This window comes from Streptomyces daqingensis, from assembly GCF_014645895.1.
Taxonomy (GTDB): domain Bacteria; phylum Actinomycetota; class Actinomycetes; order Streptomycetales; family Streptomycetaceae; genus Streptomyces; species Streptomyces daqingensis.
In genome coordinates this window covers 63,482-81,412 of record NZ_BMMP01000023.1, presented here as the reverse complement: position 1 = coordinate 81,412, position 17,931 = coordinate 63,482, and the positions used below count along the sequence as shown (strand labels likewise).

Annotated in this window: 14 protein-coding genes and 3 pseudogenes; 9 read left to right on the top strand and 8 right to left on the bottom strand. The window is 72.0% G+C overall.

Annotation, left to right across the window (positions count from 1 at the left end):
- Positions 1-847 precede the first annotated feature (847 nt).
- Together IEY56_RS29140 and IEY56_RS25940 are read left to right on the top strand one after the other, a co-directional pair.
- A pseudogene (locus tag IEY56_RS29140) lies at positions 848-1,399 on the top strand (transposase family protein); the annotation flags it as partial.
- Positions 1,400-1,408: 9 nt separating this feature from the next.
- Positions 1,409-1,846, top strand: a complete 438-nt coding sequence (locus tag IEY56_RS25940; RefSeq protein ID WP_189039698.1) for a hypothetical protein — start codon at positions 1,409-1,411, stop codon at positions 1,844-1,846.
- A 75-nt stretch (positions 1,847-1,921) separates the two neighbouring features.
- Here IEY56_RS25940 and IEY56_RS25935 read toward each other — a convergent pair whose 3' ends face one another.
- Positions 1,922-2,686, bottom strand: a complete 765-nt coding sequence (locus IEY56_RS25935; RefSeq protein ID WP_189039697.1) for an IS5 family transposase — start codon at positions 2,684-2,686, stop codon at positions 1,922-1,924.
- A 732-nt stretch (positions 2,687-3,418) separates the two neighbouring features.
- Here IEY56_RS25935 and IEY56_RS25930 point away from each other — a divergent pair.
- Positions 3,419-3,556 carry a hypothetical protein gene (locus tag IEY56_RS25930; RefSeq protein ID WP_189039696.1) on the top strand — a complete coding sequence of 46 codons (138 nt, stop codon included), beginning with the start codon at positions 3,419-3,421 and terminating at the stop codon, positions 3,554-3,556.
- A 113-nt stretch (positions 3,557-3,669) separates the two neighbouring features.
- Here IEY56_RS25930 and IEY56_RS25925 read toward each other — a convergent pair whose 3' ends face one another.
- The gene (locus IEY56_RS25925; protein WP_189039695.1) at positions 3,670-3,819 is read right to left on the bottom strand and encodes a hypothetical protein; all 150 of its coding nucleotides are present in this window, start codon (positions 3,817-3,819) and stop codon (positions 3,670-3,672) included.
- A gap of 25 nt (positions 3,820-3,844) precedes the next feature.
- A pseudogene (locus IEY56_RS25920) lies at positions 3,845-4,667 on the bottom strand (SAM-dependent methyltransferase).
- A gap of 166 nt (positions 4,668-4,833) precedes the next feature.
- Here IEY56_RS25920 and IEY56_RS25915 point away from each other — a divergent pair.
- From IEY56_RS25915 to IEY56_RS25905, 4 genes and pseudogenes are all read left to right on the top strand, one after another.
- Entirely contained in the window at positions 4,834-6,159 is a 1,326-nt protein-coding gene (locus IEY56_RS25915) for a deoxyguanosinetriphosphate triphosphohydrolase family protein (protein WP_229712207.1), read from the top strand.
- Positions 6,160-6,467: 308 nt separating this feature from the next.
- Positions 6,468-6,616: pseudogene (locus IEY56_RS28720) on the top strand (helix-turn-helix domain-containing protein); the annotation flags it as partial.
- Between the two features lie 148 nt (positions 6,617-6,764).
- Positions 6,765-7,979, top strand: a complete 1,215-nt coding sequence (locus tag IEY56_RS25910; protein ID WP_189039694.1) for a hypothetical protein — start codon at positions 6,765-6,767, stop codon at positions 7,977-7,979.
- Between the two features lie 33 nt (positions 7,980-8,012).
- Positions 8,013-8,597, top strand: coding sequence for a hemerythrin domain-containing protein (locus tag IEY56_RS25905; RefSeq protein ID WP_189039693.1), 585 nt, complete (start codon positions 8,013-8,015; stop codon positions 8,595-8,597).
- A 58-nt stretch (positions 8,598-8,655) separates the two neighbouring features.
- Here the strand turns inward: IEY56_RS25905 and IEY56_RS25900 are convergent, their stop codons facing one another.
- From IEY56_RS25900 to IEY56_RS25890, 3 genes are all read right to left on the bottom strand, one after another.
- Positions 8,656-9,924 carry an MraY family glycosyltransferase gene (locus IEY56_RS25900; RefSeq protein WP_189039692.1) on the bottom strand — a complete coding sequence of 423 codons (1,269 nt, stop codon included), beginning with the start codon at positions 9,922-9,924 and terminating at the stop codon, positions 8,656-8,658.
- Positions 9,925-10,641: 717 nt separating this feature from the next.
- Complete coding sequence (locus IEY56_RS25895) at positions 10,642-13,458, bottom strand: SAM-dependent methyltransferase (protein ID WP_189039691.1); 2,817 nt, start codon at positions 13,456-13,458, stop codon at positions 10,642-10,644.
- A 190-nt stretch (positions 13,459-13,648) separates the two neighbouring features.
- On the bottom strand, positions 13,649-14,185 hold the full coding sequence (locus tag IEY56_RS25890) for a DUF488 domain-containing protein (protein ID WP_189039690.1): 537 nt from the start codon (positions 14,183-14,185) through the stop codon (positions 13,649-13,651).
- A 146-nt stretch (positions 14,186-14,331) separates the two neighbouring features.
- Between IEY56_RS25890 and IEY56_RS25885 the strand changes: the two genes are divergently transcribed.
- Positions 14,332-14,808 carry a TraR/DksA family transcriptional regulator gene (locus IEY56_RS25885; RefSeq protein ID WP_189039689.1) on the top strand — a complete coding sequence of 159 codons (477 nt, stop codon included), beginning with the start codon at positions 14,332-14,334 and terminating at the stop codon, positions 14,806-14,808.
- 94 nt (positions 14,809-14,902) lie between these two features.
- On the opposite strand, the gene IEY56_RS25880 is transcribed toward IEY56_RS25885, so the two are convergent.
- Complete coding sequence (locus IEY56_RS25880; RefSeq protein WP_189039688.1) at positions 14,903-15,382, bottom strand: GNAT family N-acetyltransferase; 480 nt, start codon at positions 15,380-15,382, stop codon at positions 14,903-14,905.
- 284 nt (positions 15,383-15,666) lie between these two features.
- On the opposite strand from IEY56_RS25880, the gene IEY56_RS25875 reads away from it, so the two are divergent.
- The gene (locus IEY56_RS25875; protein WP_189039687.1) at positions 15,667-16,932 is read left to right on the top strand and encodes a PP2C family protein-serine/threonine phosphatase; all 1,266 of its coding nucleotides are present in this window, start codon (positions 15,667-15,669) and stop codon (positions 16,930-16,932) included.
- An 81-nt stretch (positions 16,933-17,013) separates the two neighbouring features.
- On the opposite strand, the gene IEY56_RS25870 is transcribed toward IEY56_RS25875, so the two are convergent.
- The gene (locus IEY56_RS25870; protein ID WP_189039686.1) at positions 17,014-17,916 is read right to left on the bottom strand and encodes an alpha/beta hydrolase family protein; all 903 of its coding nucleotides are present in this window, start codon (positions 17,914-17,916) and stop codon (positions 17,014-17,016) included.
- Between the last annotated feature and the right edge of the window lie 15 nt (positions 17,917-17,931).

The following is a 17,931-nucleotide window of genomic DNA, read 5'->3' as shown; positions in this document are numbered from 1 at the left end:
TCATCCGGCACCAAGCGCTCCACGATCCCCACGACCCCAGGCTACCGACTGCCGACCAAATGAGACGAGCTCTTAGGGGCCACGCACGGGCGGCGACTGTGGCCCGCTTCGCACGAAGGCAGTATGCGACGGCGCAGAGGGCGCATTACCACAAAGCAGCACCAGGTATCCGGCGTCAAGCCTCGGGGAGTGAACGGGGAGTGGATCAAGAAACGCGTGTCCGAACGTCCCCCTGCTGACCAACGCACACCAACGCCTTAACCTGCACATACACGCAACGATCCTGGTCAGTCACCTGTCCGCACATTATTCGGGACGAAGAGGTCGTGGGTTCAAATCCCGCCACCCCGACAGATGAAGTAGCAGTTCAGGGGCCTGATACGCACAGCGGATCGGGCCCCTGAGGCGTTTCCGGGGACCAGTTGGGAGAAAACTGGGAGAAAATGTTGCGAGCGCAAGCCGTAAGGACAGTTACGGACGTGGGCCGGCATGGTGCGCCGCTGCCCCAAGATGCTTGACGTCGCATCGGGCGTTCGAACTGGGGTCTTGTGCAGGCGCAGGTGACGGCAGCCCTGCTCCTGCCCATGGCGAGCACCGACGCCGCATCGAGCGCGGGGGCAGCTAGGCATTGCGGACCAACACAGCACACCGGCGCCCGCGACGGCACCGACATACGCCCACCCAGCTCAAACACCACCCCGATTCAGGCAAGCAGTTGCCATGGCTCGCAGATGGCCGCCTCACTGCAGGGATGGTCGGGCGAAGAGGTTAGGGGGTGCGGGCGATCCGGTACCCCCAGGAGACACGAGGGTAAGACGCGCCGGGCCCGGGACGCCATCCAGGTTACGAGGCCGTCGAGGCCCTGGCAGCCCTCGCACCGACCCTCGCCGAAGCGATGAAGACCGCCTCCACCAAGGCTTTCGTGATGCTGGACGGCACGCTGCTGCCGATCGACCGGATCGCCGCCGACCGCCCCTTCTACTCCGGAAACCACAAGAAGCACGGCATGAACGTGCAGGTGATCGCCGACCCGGCCGGGCGGCTGCTGTGGGCCTCGCCCGCGCTGCCCGGAGCAGTCCACGACATCAAGGCCGCGCGGACCCACGGCATCATCGACGCCCTCACCGAAGCGGGCGTGGAGTGCTGGGCCGACCTGAGCGTCACACGCTCGCACTCGCGGCCGAAAGTCTCCAACGACAACCCCTACAGCGAAGCCCAGTTCAAGACCACGAAGTACATGGCCGATCACCCCGAACGCTTCGATTCCCTGCCCCACGCCCGCGACTGGCCCGAGGCGTTCACCACCTACTACAACCACGAGCACCGGCACCGAGAACGGCGGGGCCGGTCCGTGCGTGCACTTTCGGCCGTGTCCATGCACCCGGAGAGACTGCGATAGGTTCCGATCATGGAGTACTGGTATCTGGTCGCGGCCACCGACGAGGACGCCGCTGCAACTGTCGACTGGCCCCGCGGCCCCTTCGGATCTCTCGACGCCGACCAGTCGGCAGTCGTCCTTGCCACGCCGGTACGAGGTCCGCAGTTCTCCCAGCAACTCGCCGAGTTGGGCAAAACTCTGCTCGGCTGGCGGCACGACCTGGAGTCCCCGGAGCACAAACTGGCCGTGAGCAGCAACGGACAGCTCTCGGTGGTGGCGAAGGTGCCCGCCGATCTCGTCACGGCGCTCGCCACCATCGAGGACATCGACGAAATCGCAGAGCGCTGGGCCACGGCAGCCGGTTTCGAAACCGCAACCCGGGCGCGCTCCTACCTCGACGACCTGTGTCGCCTCGCATGGACCGCGCTTCAGACCAGCACGGGCCTCTACAGCTTCTCGTACACCTGACCGGCCACAACTCCCAGAAACCACCCCGACCAAACCCACACCCACACCACGCCCACCACTGAGCGTTTTTCAACCTCAGTTTGAGCTGGCCTGATGGAGGGTGAGGACGGCCTGGACGAGGCTGGTGATGCGGTTGGTGGAGCATCGCAGCTTGCGGAGGAGTCGCCAGACCTTGAGGGTGGCCATGGCCTGCTCGACGAGCGCGCGGATCTTTGCGTGGGAGCGGTTGACGGCCTGCTGACCTGCGGACAGCTTCGCCCAGCGCCCCCAGTAGGGGACTCGCACGGTGCCGCCGGCGCCCCGGTAGCCCTTGTCGGCCCAGCACTCCACGCCCGCTTCGGTGAGGGCGTCGATGATGCCGTGGGTCCGCGCGGCCTTGATGTCGTGGACTGCTCCGGGCAGCGCGGGCGAGGCCCACAGCAGCCGCCCGGCCGGGTCGGCGATCACCTGCACGTTCATGCCGTGCTTCTTGTGTTTTCCGGAGTAGAAGGGGCGGTCGGCGGCGATCCGGTCGATCGGCAGCAGCGTGCCGTCCAGCATCACGAAAGCCTTGGTGGAGGCGGTCTTCATCGCTTCGGCGAGGGTCGGTGCGAGGGCTGCCAGGGCCTCGACGGCCTCGGCGATGTACCGGTACGCGGTGGTGGTGCCCACGCCGAACCCCGCGGCGAGCTGGGCATAGGTATGGCCGGAGCGCAGGTGCGCGAGGACGAGTAGAGCCTGGCGGCCCACGCTCACGCGCCGCCATCGTGTTCCGCGTTCCCGGCGGCGGGTCCGCAGACGGGAGGACAGGTAACGCAGGGTCGAGGTGGACACATCGATGCCGGACGGGTGGACAAGCACGCGGAAGCTCCGGTGGACAGGCGATCTTGGTCGTGAACCCGTCTACCAGGAGCTTCTTCACGTCCAGACACCGCCCTCCAGCCCAACTACCCGCCCAGCCAGTCAGGTTGAAAAAGGCTCACTGGCCGCTTCCGAAGTGGTGGCGGGCCATCTCGATCGTGGTGCGGAAGTGCTCCTCTTCGTCGTACAGCCCCGCGACCGCGCGGCATTCGCCGTCGGTCAGGAGCCGGCCGGTGAGGGCGCTCCCGTGCTCGTTCAGCTCGGCGCGAGCGCGGGCCAGTCCTCGGCCGCCACGCGATCGCTGATGTCACTGGCAGAAGGCTCGGTCATGCGTGAGGGGCTCCTTGTGCTGAGGGCAGGCTCCAGGCTCCTGCCGCCCGCCGGAACGTGAGGCAGCAGCGCGCTTCCGGACGGCAGGGACGGTGAGGCAGTACCTCGCCGTCTCCCTCACCGGTCGCTCCACCTCCACTCTGACGGTCCGCAGGCCGGACTCACTGGCGGATTTCGGACAGCACGCTCCGCCCCATGCGGCGGCATCGTCGCCGACGGGAAAGGCCTGGTGGGGCGGGTGAATTCGCGGGCTCGGACAGGCATCCTGAGTAGGGCACGTCGCTTCTGGGCGGTCAGGGAAGGCGGCCTCGTTGCGGTGTGCGCGTGGCACGCGGTGTGGAACTGGGTCCAGGGCAACGTCTTCGGCATCCGCGTCTCGGGGAACGAGATGCAGAACTCGCTGTGACCGTCGAGGAGTCTTCGAGCGCGAATTCCCTGCTCACGGGCGGTTCTTCCGGAGTCGAGGGATCGATTCTCGTCACGCTGGTGCTGTCCGTCGGGATCGTCGTCGCGTTCGCGGCGTGGCGCCGGCGGCGCTGAGTCCCACGGGATCGCGGAGCGGCGATGCCGGTCCGCGGCCGGGGCCGGCTGCCGCTCGCCATGTACGGCTCGGAACGTACCGGGGCGGCCGGCCGGCCGCGGGCTGGACGGCGTCAGGCGTTCCACCGCTTGCGCACGCCGGCGACCGGTCCCGTCACCAGCGAGTCGGGGAGCATGTCCTTGGTGACGACTGCTCCGGTGCCGACGACCGCACCCCGTCCGATCGTGACACCGGGGAGCGCGACGAAACGCGGAGCCCACACCAACTCCGGGCTATCGTCGTCGAGTTCATGGCTTGCGTGCCAGGCCGCCCGCGATGAGCCGTTCCCATACGGTCAGTTCGCGCCGCGCCGCGCCAAACTCGCCGCTGTCCGCGCCGGTTTCCGGCCGCCACAGGGGGCAGGGGACGATTCCCGGTTCGAGGAGCTCCAGTCCGTCGAACAGGGCGCGGATCTCTTCGTCCGTCCGCCACCGTCCGCGCCCGAAGGTGCTCGGCAGCAGCGCCTCGGCCTCACGGGTCTCCGGGTTGTCGCCACTGCGGAAGTGGGAGATGAAGAAGTAGCTGCCGGAGCAGACCTGTTCCCGCCAGTAGCGGACGATCGCGCCGGGATCCTCGTCGTCGTTGACGTGATGCAGGACCGCGCTGTGGATCACGGCCACGGGCCGCTCGAAGTCGATCAGGCCGGTCGTCTCCGCATGCTCCCGGATGCTCCGCGGGTCGCGGACGTCGGCCTGGATGACGCGGATGCGCGCGTTCTCCTCCAGGAGGGCGCGGCCGTGGGCGAGGACGATGGGGTCGCTGTCGATGTAGACCACGCGGGCGTCCGTAGCGTGGCGCAGCGCGACCTGGTGGACGTTGTCCGCGGTCGGCAGGCCGCTGCCAACGTCGATGAACTGGTCTGTCCCGGCGAGGGCGATCTCCGCGACGGCCCGGACGAGGTTCTGCCGGTTGGCGTGTGCGATGGCCACCGAACGAACCGGGCAGGTCGTTCTTGAACTTGTCCCCGATGGCGCGGTCCGCCTCGTAGTTGTCCTTGCCGCCGAGGAGGTAGTCGTAGACGCGGGCGATGCTCGGCTTCGACTGGTCGACTCCGATGGACTCCTCGGTCATGCCAACTGTCCTTCTCCCAGGTGAGGTTGCTGCCGCGCGCTCAATCGTAGGAGGGGGCGTGCTCCTCGTGGCCCGCCTTGGTGGACCAAGCTTCCCCGCTCCGGACGTCCGCGGGCCGGCGCCGCCGCCGCGGGGACGCCGCCCGTCACCGCACTACCATCCCGTCATGAGACTGGCTCACTACAGCGACGAGGACCTCGAACAGCACTCCCTGCGCCGCCGGGTGGCGGACGACGGGCAGCGGTCGGCTTTCGAGCACGACGTGGACCGGATCCTGTACTCCACGCAGTGGCGCGCGCTCGCAGGGAAGAGCCAGGTCGTCGCCAGTGGTGAACTCGGCGCCTACCACACCCGGCTGACCCACTCGATGAAGGTCGCCCAGCTCGGGCGGCGGATGGCCGAACGTCTGGAGCGGCGCTACGGCGGCCCCAACCCGGCGCTCGTCGAAGCGGCTTGCATGGCGCACGACATCGGCCACCCGCCCTTCGGCCACGCCGGGGAGACCGCGCTGCGGGCGACGATGGACGAACTGCACTTCGCGGGCGGCCTGCTCGACAGTTTCGAGGGCAACGCCCAGACCCTCCACATCCTCACGTTTCTCGCGGCCCACAAGTATCCGGGCCACCGCGGACTGCACCTCACGCGCGCCTGCCTCGACGCCTCGACGAAGTACCCCTGGGAACGCGCCCCGCGCGACGGCGACCCCGCGCGGCACGCGAAGTGGGGCGTCTACGCAGTCGACCGGGAGGCGTTCGCGTGGGTGCGGGACGGCCGCGGTGACGACGCGGTGCCCGTCGAGGAGCAGGTGATGGACTGGGCCGACGACGTCACCTACGCCTGCCACGACGTGGAGGACTTCTACCGGACGGGTCTGATCCCGCTTGCCGCGCTCTTCCCGCCCCCGGGCGCCGCGGGTGCCGAGACCGAGCGGGAGACGCAGCGCTTCCTGGACTACGTGGAGGACAAGCGCCGCCGGGCCGGCACGCCGTTCGACCGCCGGGAAGCCGTGGAGCTGCTGGCCGACGTGGCGAAAGCACTGTCGGTGCCGGGGCCCTATGCCGGGCGCCACGAGGACGACGTCGCCGTCAACGCCCGGACGGCTCAGTTGATCGACCACTTCACGCGCGACATCGAGCTGGAGGTCGACGGTCCGGCGGCGATCCGCTACAGCGCCGCGCTCGTCGTCCCGCCGGAGCGCCGGGCCGCCTGCGACCTGCTGAAAGAGCTGGTCTGGTGCTACGTCATCGACCGTCCGGCGCTCGCCACCCAGCAGCACGGGAAGCAGCGCATCGTCTCCGAACTGCTGCGCTGGACCTACGAGTCGCCGCGGCTGCTCCCCACCGACAGGGCGGAGGAGCTCGAACTGCACGGCGATCCCCTGCGCGCGGCGGCCGACCACGTCGCCTCGCTCACCGAGGACCAGGCCATGACGCTCCACCGCCGTCTCTCCGGCACCAGCCTCGGGTCCGTCAGCGACGCCGTGTGGCTGTGACGGGCGGGGGTGCCGGTCTCTGACGCGGGGCCGCTGGCCCGCGCCACTCGCGCGGGCCAGGCCGGGTGCTCGTACGGAACGGACTCGCGTCCGGGACTGACCCGGAGCGGACGGGGCCCGAAGCGGACGGGCTCGCGCCCGCCGGTGGTGCTCCGTCCGCGCTCAGGCGGTGCGGCGCCGTCCTGTGACGTTCGACGCCGGAAGCCCGTCCCGCCTTGGAGACGCCGCTCAGGGTGTCGCCCTCGACGGTGACGTCGAAGGCCAGGTTCAGGCGCAACGGCTTCGTGACGGCCTGCCGCCAGGTGAGGCGCCAGACCCAGCACCTGCTGGAGACCACGGGGCACTCCGTGGAGCGCATCGGCGCCCAGGCCGGCTTCGGCTCGCCACCGCGTTCCGCGACCGCTTCAGGAAGGTCACCGGGGTCAGCCCCAGCACGTACCGCCGCTCCTTCAGCTGACACACCCGGCGGCTCCGATGGCGGCAGCGCATGCGGCATCTGCGTTGCATGCCGCCGACATCCGGGTTGCGGTGCCCCTCTCCCGGCCTTGCGGGCCGCGCCCCGGGTACCTCGTCGCTTCCTGCTCGAGCGTCGATGCGGAGGATCTGTGTCTTTCAACCCCTTGGAGCAGCGGGGCATCCCGCTGGACAGGCAGGTGCGGAACTGGCGGGAGCTGAACGTGGCTCCCCTCGATCCGGACCACTGCGACCCGTACACGAGGTGCCGGGTCATCGCGATGAACGGGATCGAGGTCGAGGCGATCCTCTTCAGCCACCAGTTCGCGCGGCACTGCACCGACCCCGACGTCAGGCAGATGCTCGCGCGCGTGCGGTACATCGAGTCGCAGCAGCAGAAGGCGGTGAACTGGCTGCTGCCCGGCGTCTCCTCGGTGCTGGAGACGACGATCGCCTACGAGCAGGTGGCCGTCGACCTCACCGCGTGGGTGGCGCGTGCGGAGCCCGACCCGTATCTGAAGCAGGCCTACCAGTTCGGCCTGCTGGAGGACTTCGACCACCTGTACCGGTACGCCAACCTGTACGAGTTGATCGAGCACCGCAAGGCGGAGTCGATCGTCGACGGGCTGACCGAGGTGATGCCGGGACGGCCGACGCCGCTGCACCACCGCGCCCCCGTCGACAACCTGCGGGAGCCCTACGACCGGTCGCGCACGGACCCTCTCTCGAAGCTGCACGCGCTCACGATCATGGCGGCGGAGCAGCAGACGATGAACTTCTACATGAACGTCGGCCCGACGTACATGGAGCCGATCGCCCGTCAGCTCTACCAGGAGATCGGGATGATCGAGGAGGAGCACGTCACCCACTACGAGTCCCTGGTCGACCAGGGCGAGACGTGGTGGGAGCAGCTCGTCAACCACGAGTACAACGAGTGCTACCTCTACCACTCCTTCATGGAGCAGGAGAGCGACCCCAAGGTGAAGGCGCTCTGGGAGCTCCACCTGAACATGGAGCTGGAACACCTCCACCAGGCGTGCGAGCTGATGCGGCGCAACGACGGGCGCGAGCCGGCCGAGATCCTGGCACCGGCCCTGCCCAACGTGCTCACCTTCGAGCCGAACAAGAACTACGTACGTCAGGTGATCGAGGAGCAGCTGGACCTCACGACGCTCGGCACGGGTTACGTGCGCGAGGCGCACGAGCGGTTCGAGGCGATGCAGGCGGCGCTCAACGACGGCGGGCCCGCCCCCAGCGACCAGGTCATGACGGAGCACCAGGAGGCCTTCGGCCGCGACTACCGCATGCAGGAAGGCGAGCACCCGGTTCCCGCTCTGCGCGAGGACTGGAACCACTGGAACCGCTGAGCGTCCCGCTCGGCACGAAGCCCGGAGGATGACGTGAGCCCAGCAACACCGCTCGGAGCGCCGGATCCCGAGAAGGACGTCGTGGCGCTGCTGATCCAGCAGCACGGCGAGATCCGCAACCTGTTCGACGAAGTCGAGAAGACGAAGGGGGACGACCGCCGCGACGCGTTCCACCGGCTGGTGCGCATGCTCGCCGTGCACGAGACGGCGGAGGAGCAGATCGTGCACCCCGTCGCGCGGAAGGCCGCGGAGGGCGGCGAACAGGTCGTGGCCGACCGGCTGGAGGAGGAGCGCAAGGCCAAGGAGGCGCTGTCCCGCCTGGAGAGCATGGACGTCGAGGACTCGGCGTTCCTGCCGGCCCTGGTCGAACTGCGCATGGACGTCATGAAGCACGCGCGTGCGGAGGAGCGGTACGAGTTCACGCACCTGCGCAGGATGAACGACCCCAAGAAGCTGGCGAACATGGCCAAGGCCCTCAAGGCGGCCGAGGCCGCCGCCCCGACGCATCCCCACCCGGGGACGGAGACGGCTGCCAGGAACGCGGTCGCCGGGCCGTTCGCGTCGATCATGGACCGCGTCCGGGACGCCGTCCGCGACGCCCGGGGGAAGAGCAGGTGACGGCCGGCTGACCTGTGTGACGGGCCGGGCCGGAGTCGGCCCGGCCCCGCTCATCCGGTCAGTCGCCGGCCAGCGAGGACGTCCTCTGCCCGTCCTCCCGTGGCGTTCCCGGGTCCGGGGCGGCGGGGTCCGGGGCGGCGGGCGCCGGGTCTCCGGGGGTGTCCGCGGGGGCGGTGTGCCCGCTGCGGAGGGGCACGAGCCGCCGCGCCCAGCCCGGCGCGAAGCGCGGAAGCAGCAGCAGCGCGAGTCCGATCGCGCTGGCGGCGACGATGCCCGCGACGACCCACACGCTCCGGCTGTCCACGGAGAACGCGACCGTCCCGAACGCGATCAGGGCCGACCAGAAGTACATGATGAGCACGGCGCGGCGGTGCGAGTGCCCCACGTCCAGCAGCCGGTGGTGGAGATGACCGCGGTCGGGAGCGAAGGGCGACTTGCCGTTCCACGTGCGGCGCACGACGGCGAGGAAGAGGTCCGCGACCGGCAGGGCGATGACGGTCAGCGGCAGCAGCAGCGGGATGTAGACGGGCACCATCGCGTGGGTGGCCTCGCGGGTGCCCACCCTCTCCCCGAGCAGGTCGAGGTCCACCTGGCCGGTCACCGACACCGCGCTCGCGGCGAGGACGAGACCGATGAGCATGGACCCGGAGTCGCCCATGAAGATCCGCGCCGGGTGGAGGTTGTGCGGGAGGAAGCCCGCGCACATGCCGATCAGTACGGCGGCGAACAGCGTGGCGGGGGCGGCTGACTCGATGCCGTAGCCGTACCACATGCGGTAGGCGTGCATGAAGGACGCCGTGGCGGCAATGCAGATCATGCCGGAGGCGAGCCCGTCCAGACCGTCCACGAAGTTCACGGCGTTGATCGTGACGACGATCAGGAAGACCGTGACGAGCATCCCCTGCTTGTCGTCGAGGTGGACCGGGCCGACCCCGGGGATGGGCAGCCACAGGACCATCAGCCCCTGCAGCACCATCACTCCCGCGGCGACGATCTGACCGCCGAGCTTGAGGAGCGCGCTCACCGCCCACTTGTCGTCGATCACGCCGATGAGCCAGATCACAGAGGCGCCCGAGAGCAGGGCGAGGGGTTCGCTCGTCGTCGCGAAGACCTCGCGGACGTTCGTCAGCTGTCCGGCCACCAGCAGGCCCGCGCAGAGCCCTCCGAACATCGCGATGCCGCCCAGCCGGGGCGTCGGTTCGCGGTGCACGTCGCGCGCGCGGATCTGCGGCACGGCGCCACTGGCGATGGCGAACTTGCGCACCGGGCCGGTGAGCACGTAGGTGACCGCGGCCGTGACGCACAGGGTCAGCAGATATTCACGCACGGTGGTCCTGTGGGTAGTTCCCGCCGGCCGTTCCGGCCGTGCGGCGTCGGATCTCCCGCCATTGCATCACGGAGCGCCGGGGCCGCCTCCGGCCGTGCCGCGCGTTGCCGCCCGGAACGGGCGCGGCCCCTCGTCGTCCGGGACGCCGGAAGCCGGACGCCGCGAGGGGACGGTGAGAGGCATGGGCCCGGGGCGGCTGTCGGTGCCCTGGCGGTGGAGCAGCCGCCCCGGGAAGGCAGGCGGACGGACCCGGCTCAGCGCCGGAAGCCGGTGCAGAGACTGCCTGGCGCCGATGCCGTCGTGCCGAGGCGGGGCGCACCCGTCACGGGCCCTGCCTCACCCGCACAACGGCTCCCCCCTTGTCGGACCGTCGGCCTGTGCCGTGCAAGACGCTACGTCCGGGTGACGAGCCCCTGGTAGGCCGGGCAGCCGTCCTGATCGCGGCGGCATCCGCCCGGTGTCCGCTTTGCACCGTGCATGTGGGGCAGGGGCCGTGCATGTGGGTCAGAAACCGGTCGGCGGGTCCGTTACCGGGTGCGAGTCGGTGCAAGTCCAGGTCGCTGCGGCACGGTCGTCGGCACGTGGAGGTAGGGCGCGGCGGGCGGACGCGGGGCCGGCGGGAGCTCGTCCCTGGCAGCGGATTCCTGGCAGCGGGGGCCCTGGCAGCGGGTTCCTGGCCGGGGCCACGGGAAGTGTCGGCCGCCCGCCCCGGCACCGCTACCCCTTCCGTGCGACGACGGCGTACATGCCCACTTCGGAGTCGAGGGGCACGGGAGCGTCCGGTACGGGCCGCCAGCGGGGAGCCGCGACGATGCCCGGGTCGAGGACGTCGAGACCCGCCACGAGCTGCGCCACTCCGTCGCGGCCGGTGAAGTTGACGGTGACGCCGCTGTCGGCCCAGATCCTCGCCGACTCGGGCATGGTGTCGCCGGTGAAGTCGGCGGTGGCGTGTGCGACGACGACGCAACTGCCGGGCGCGAGCGGCTCCATGAGCCGGCGCACGATGCCGCGGGTGCGCCTGCCGTCGAGGAACGACGGCAGAGCGCCGAGCAGGAGGCCGACCGGGCGCTCGGGGTCCAGCACCCCGGGGACGTCCTCCGTCGTGAACAGGCCGGGCAGGGCGAGGAGTTCGCCGGGACGGGTCGCGTCGCCCCGCATGCAGGCGGCGCGGCCCTCCGGGGTGCCGGGCTCGTCCCGCAGGGCGTTCCTCCAGTGGGCGACGACCTGTTCGTCGTTGTCGACCGCCACGTAGCGGGCGTGCGGGACGAGCATCTGCGCCGTCACATGGCCGCCGGGGTCCGTGGGGTTGCCGGGTCCGACGTCGAGGAACTGCTCGACCCCCTCGTCTGCGAGGGCACGCAGGGCACGGCCGAGGAACTGCTGGACGCCGACGGCGCAGGGCCGGGCGGGGAAGACGCGCTCGATGCGCCGGGCGACCTCGCTGTCCTCCGGGTACACCGCGTCGCCGCCGAGGAGTTCGTCGTAGACGTTCGCCACGGACACCCTCTTGAGCCGGTACCCGTCGGCGGAGACCGGCAGCGGGTAGCGGGGCCTCGTCAGGGCGGCCTGGTCGTGCCGGGGCCGCGGACGGGACGGCGCGGGGCGGCCCCGGCCCGGCCCGGCGGACTCGTCCGGCCGGCCCTGATCGGCGGCACCCGGAACCGGCTGCGCCACCGGGTCGGGCAGCGGCGCGCGCTCCCCGGCCGCCAGCAGCGCCAGGTAGAGCTCGAAGCGGAAGCTCCCCGGCTGGGACAGCGTGAGGGAGCGGGGCGGCAGTTCGGCGGCGAGCTTCTTGATGCGTTCCGGAATCCGGTTCCGTCCGACGCCCAGGGCTTCCGCGGTACGCCCCTGGTGCGCCTGGTGCTGCAGCAGCCAGGTCCGCAGGAAGCCGCGAGCGGCGAGCGGGAGCCCGCGGAAGAGGCGTTCGGCGTGCGTGCGTCCCTCGCGGGCGGTGAGCAGGGTGCGCAGCGGCGGCACCTCGCCCTCGACCGCGGTGGGAGGGCACTGCGCGCGGATCCGGATGGCGAGGTAGAGGACGGCTGAGGCGGCGAGGGTCAGCGGCTCGTCGGGGCGTACGAGGCCCACTGTCTCCGCGGTCTCCCGGAGCCGGCGGCGTGCCGTCCTGCGGTGCGGATCGCTCCTGGAGGAGGGCGTCGTGAGAGTGGTCAGGCACTGCTCCAGCCGCCGGGTGAGCTCCGGCCCGTCGTACTTGGCGCTCAACGGCCGCAGCAGCACGCGCGACCAGTGCTCGGCACCGGGGGGCAGGACGTCGGCGATGGAGGCGCCGAGCGTGCCGACGGCCACGCGGTCCAGGCGTTCCCGCGCTGTGAGCAGCGCTCCCGACGCCTGGTCGACGCCCTTCCGGGTGGCGGGCCACGGGACGGGGCGGCTGACTCCGGTGGCGCGTCCGGCCACGGAGGCGACGAGCGGCTGGAGCTGCTCGGCGGCGGAGCTCTCGTCCGCGTCGGGCGGCCACGCCTGCCGCAGCACGATGAGGCGCCGCTCGTCGTCGGGGTCGCCGACGGTGAGGCAACCGCCCCGCAGTGCGTCCTGCACGGCCGCCGACAGAGGGGCGAGAGGTTCGCCCGGTGCCGCTTCGACGACGCAGACCTGCACCGCGGGCGAACCGCACAGGTCCGGAAGTCCCAGTGACGAGGCGTCACGCGCGGCCAGGGCGGTCTTCCCGTCGAGGAGGTGCCGCAGCACCTGGGCGCGTACGGCGTACTGGCTGGCCAGCAGGTCCTGCCGCTGGATGAGGAACTCGGCCTTCTCCACGGCCTGTTCGAGGAGCCTGATCACCCGGCGCGGCCAGGGGGAGGTGCGGAGCGCGAGGAGGACCTGCGGGCGGGGGCCGCTCGACTCGATGCGGTAGGCGAGGGCGGCGTGCCGCGCGGTCGTGAACTTCGCCGTGGCCGAGCGCCCGGTGAGCCGGCTGAGGAACTCGCTCTCCGCGTCCAGCGTCCGCTGCTCGTCCGGGGTGAGCGCGGGGTTCGCCCGGTCCTGGCGGAGGACGTCCCACGTGCGCGTCCGCGGGTCCTGTTCCAGGAGAACGACGCGGGCGGCGGTCTGCTCCTCGAGCAGGTCCAGCAGCCGGCCGGGACCGCGTTCCTGGGTGTGGAGGAGCGCCGCCCTGCGGGAGACGGCCCTCCGCTGTGACTGGTGGGCCCGTGCGGCGTCCGAAAGGCGCCGGTCCAGGCGGGACTTCAGCTCGGCCGCGTCGATGTGGCGGCCGGACGGGGCGAGTATCGGCGGGGCTCCGCACCGGGCGGCCGCGTCGGCCAGCCGCCCGGCGTGCTGCGGGACGGCGACCACACCGGCCGTCTGGCGGCTCGCGAGTTCGCGGAGCCGCGCGCACGGGTCGTGCAGCGGCCAGCGCGCGCCGTCCGGTACGACGAGGAGGGTGTTCTCCAGGGGTTCCGCGGGCGCGGTCCAGCCGTCGCCGCACAGCTGCGTCTCGCGGATCTCGGCCCCGCGCGACGGGGTCGTGATCTCCCGTAGCCCGAGAGCGGCCTTCACTTCGTACGGCTCGAGCATCCGATCCCCGGGAAACGTCCGTCGGCACGCCTCTCTCCGGTGGCCGGAGGGGTGTCCCGCGGCTGGGGAGGCGCGCTGTCCCTGGGCTGGATCGTACGTGAGGCGCCCGGTCCGGCCTCTCCCGCGTCCGCCGTCGCGCGCGGTGCGGACGCCCCCGTGCGGCAACGTTTCCGCGCTGCCGGGGCGGGGTCTAAGCGGCGGCCGCGCCGTCGTAGACGAGCAGGCCGTCGTCGCGGACGCGGGCACCCCGCATCGGGGGGTGCGGGGTGAGGCGGCCGTCGGGCATGAGGTGCAGGACCGGGACGCCGCGTGCGAGGACGGCGAAGTCGGCGATGAGGCGGCGGTGACACCGCCACCAGACGGCTTCGCTGCACATGACCGCCGTCCTCGTCGCGGCGGCCTCGCCGAGCAGCTCGTCCACCGCCGCCACGAACTCCGGGGAACGGGTGTGGGCGGCGTAGCCCCGGAACTGGCTGTTCCTCCAGACCACGTCGGGAGAGTCCTCCGGGACGGTCCGGAAGCCGCCGAGCCTCTTCTCCCAGCGGTAGCCGATGCCGCCCTCCGGCAGCCACCGCTCCAGCTCGCCGCGTCCGGCGTCGGGGTTCCTCCGGCTGCCCGGCGCGGTACGGACGTCGACCACCGCCTGGACGCCGGCCCCGTGGAGGAGCGCGGCCAGCGCGTCGCGGGCGGCGGTGCTGTGGCCGAAGGTCACGAGCGGAGGCGGCATAACACCGATGGTGGCGGGGATCCGTGCCGTCCGCGCGCCGCCGGCGCTCCGGGGGCGCGCGTACCCCGGGCGCACTGGGTACGCGGGGTACGGGCGGCGGGGAACGCCGTCCGGAAGCGGTTGGGACGGCGGACGGAGGGAGAGCCGTGGAGGACGAGCGGCGCGGCGGCCCCGGCGCGCGGGGCGCCCCCGGGGAGCAGGACGGGCGCGACCGGCGGGACGGACCGGACGCGCGGCACGAGGCGGACGCTCACGACGGTCCGGTCCCCGACGGTCTGGGCCCCGACGAGCGTGAAGCGGTCGCCAGGGAGCTGCTGGACCGGTCGGAGGCGCTGCGCCGGGAGGTCGAGGCCGCAGGGGACGCCGAGGACCAGTTGCGCGGGGACTGCGATCTGGACGCCGCCGACGCCGGGACCAGGAAGGCCTCCGGGGAGCAGCTGCGCAGCCGGTCGGCGGAGGCGCTCGCCCGGCTGGACAGGACGGTGGCCGCGCTGGAGCGTCTCCGCGACGGCACCTACGGCGTCTGCACGGACTGCTCGCGCCCGCTCGGACGCGAGCGTCTCCTGGCGGTGCCGACCGCGGAGCAGTGCCTGGCCTGCCGGCGGCGACGCGAGGCTGCCTGACCGCTCCCCGCGCCGCCGGACGCGCGGACCACCCCCTGCCCCACCGGACGCCGCGGCCTCCCGCGCCACGCCGGACGCGCGGGCCTGCGGCCCGTCAGGTCAGGGCCTTGGTCATGAAGACCCGGCTGGTGCCCGGCGGTTCGCACGGCACGTCGCCGAAGACCTGCCAGCCGTGCTTCTCGTAGAAGCCGGGCGCCTGGAAGCTGAGCGTGTACAGGACGGCGTTGCGGCAGCCCCGCCTGCGCGCCTCCTCCTCGGCCGCCCGCAGGACTGCGGTGCCGAAGCCGGAGCCGCGCAGCTCGTCCGGCAGGTGGAAGGACTCCACGAAGAGGAGCCCCAGCGACGTGTGACCGGACATGCCGCCGAGGACCTCTCCCGTTCCGGGGTCCCTGACGAGGACGGCCAGCGGGCGCCGGTCGTCGACGCCTGTCTCGGCGACGTTGAACTCGTCCAGCGCCGCCGATATCCGGGCCAGGTCCTCCTCGGCGGGGGCGTCGGTCAGCTGCACGCCGGGCTCCGGCCCGTCCGGCTCTCGCCGGGACGGTTCCGTGCCCGGTGTCGGGGTGTGCTGCATGCGGTCCCTTCCTTCCTCGCGCTGCGCTCCTGCCCCGGGGTTCCCTCGGGCACCTCGGGGTTTCCCTGCCCCGGTGCGGCGCGGACCTCCTCGCACGGCGCGCGCCGGCCTCCCTCCGCATTCCACCTGGGCGGCCGGTTCAAGCGGCCCCCGGGACGGCGATCCCGCCTTCCGCCGGGGCGGCGCGTGCGGGCCGCTCGCCGCGCGTGCCCGTGCGGATGCCGTCGCCAGGCCGGATGATGAAGTCGGGCGCCGGTCATGACGACGGTTGAAGGGATGTGGCCATGTCGAGGGCACAGGACCGTCTGCTGAGCCGGCTGCTGCTCGACAGCCATGTGATGCCGCTGGAGCGCGTGGCGGCACGGGTCGCCGAACACTCCGAGGAAGCCGGCTTCCACGGGGTCCGCGTCTACCTCACGGACGTGCAGGAACGCGTGCTGCGGCTGCTGCTCGGACCGGGGCTGCGGCCTGGGCACGACGGTGAGGACTCGGAGCTGCCGGTCGAGGGGACGGTCGCGGGGCGCGCGTTCCAGTACGGGGAGATCGTCCGGGTGGCCGAGACCGGCCAGGAGGACGTCCTGTGGTGGGTCCCCCTGCTGGACGGAACCGAGCGGCTGGGCGTCCTGCGGGCGCGGACCCCGTCGGACGACGGCGGGACCCGGTCGGCTCTGAGGTCCCTGGCCGGTGCTGTGGCGCTCCTCATCGTCAGCAAGCGGCACTACAGCGACGCCCACGCCCGCCTGGTGCGCAGCGCATCGATGAACGTCCCGGCCGAGATGCAGTGGACGCTCATGCCTCCCCGCACCTACGCCGACGACCGCGTGGTGGTCAGCGCGGTGATGGAGCCCGCCTACGAGGTCAGCGGTGACGCCTTCGACTACGCCACGTCCGGCCAGGTCGTCCATCTGGCGATCTACGACGCCATGGGGCACGACACCGCTGCCGGGCTCACCGCGAACCTCGCCATGGCCGCCGCACGCAGCGGGCGGCGCCAGGGCAGAGGGCTGGAGCAGGTGGCCGCGGGGGTGGACCGCGTCCTCGCCAGCCAGTTCGGCGGAGACCGCTTCGCCACCGCGGTGATGGCCGATCTGAACACCCGCACCGGCCGTCTGACCTGGGTCAACCACGGCCACTACCCGCCTGTCGTCATCCGGGCCGGCCGCTGGGTCACCCAGTTGGAGTGCGCACCGGGTCCGCCTCTCGGCACCGCCTTCGACTATCCGGCGGAGCTGTGCCGGGAGACCCTCCAGCCCGGCGACCGGCTCGTCTTCTACACCGACGGGATCACCGAGGCCCGCCGCCCCACGGGGCAGGAGTTCGGCCTCGCGAACTTCCTGGACTTCCTGATCCGCCAGCACGCGGACGGGCTGTCGGTCCCCGAGACGCTGCGCCGTCTGGTGCGCACGATCCTCGAGTACCACGACGAGCACATCGACGACGACGCCACAGTGCTGCTCGCCGAGTGGAACGGTCCCGGCGCGTTCCGTCCCGAGGAGGTCGAAGCCCGCGCGGGGCTGCCGCCGAGCAAGGGATCCCGTCACGCGCGCTGAGCGACCGGCGACGCCGACCTCCGGCCCCGGGGGACCCCCGCTCGCCCCGCTGCCTCCCGTCCGGCTCCCCGCTCGCGTCCCCTACCCGTACGGGCAGGTGTCGCGGGACGCCACGACCCGCTCCTCCCGGGGCGCGGGGCAGAGGTCCTCGCCCGCGGCCTTGTCTCCCCCGACGAAGTGCTTGAACCACGCGACCGTCTGCCGCGAGACCAGCCGGTCCGGCGGCGTCGCCACGAAGTGGTCGCCCTTCAGCTCCAGGTAGGCCTTCTCCTTCGCGTCGTCCAAGCCGTCGTAGAAGGCCCGGGCGTGGCCGGAGGGCGGCGCGACCTCGTCGTCGCTGCCGCTGACGACGAGGGTCGCGGCGGTGACCCCGGACCAGTCGCGCTTCCCCGCGTAGGGGGTCAGCGGCACCGCCGCCTTGATCCTCGGATCACGGGAGGCCGCGTGGAGAGCCGCCCCGCCGCCCATCGAGTGGCCCATCACGCCCAGCCGGTCCGGGTCGGCGCGTCCGGCGGCGGCGCTGTGCTCCGCCGCCCAGTCGAGGGCGTCCAGCATCTGGCGGCCGCGCTGCGCCGGGCTGTCCTGCGGCGTCTTCGTGTCGAACGTGATCAGGACGAACCCGTGCGACGCGAGCAGCGCGCCGTACGCCTGCACCATGGACTGGTCGGCGCCCAGCCCCGGCGAGGCGGCGATGACGCCGTAGTCGCGGGAGCCGTCGGCGGGGTAGTAGACCGTGCCGCCGCGGAACCTCCCGCCCACGTCGTCCGGCCCGACCGTCTGGGTGCGCACCTCGTACGGCCCTTCCAGCGGGCCCGCGGACGGGTACGACGGGCCGGCCGAGGACGGCCCGTCCTGCCGGCTCTCGCGGGGGCCGTCAGGGGAGGATCCGCCGGAGCAGCCCGCGCCGAGGAGGAGGACGGCTGACGCGACGACGGCGCAGACCGGCCTCCTGTACCGGGTGGGCGCGGAGGCGGCTCGTGGCATGCGGACGACCGTACG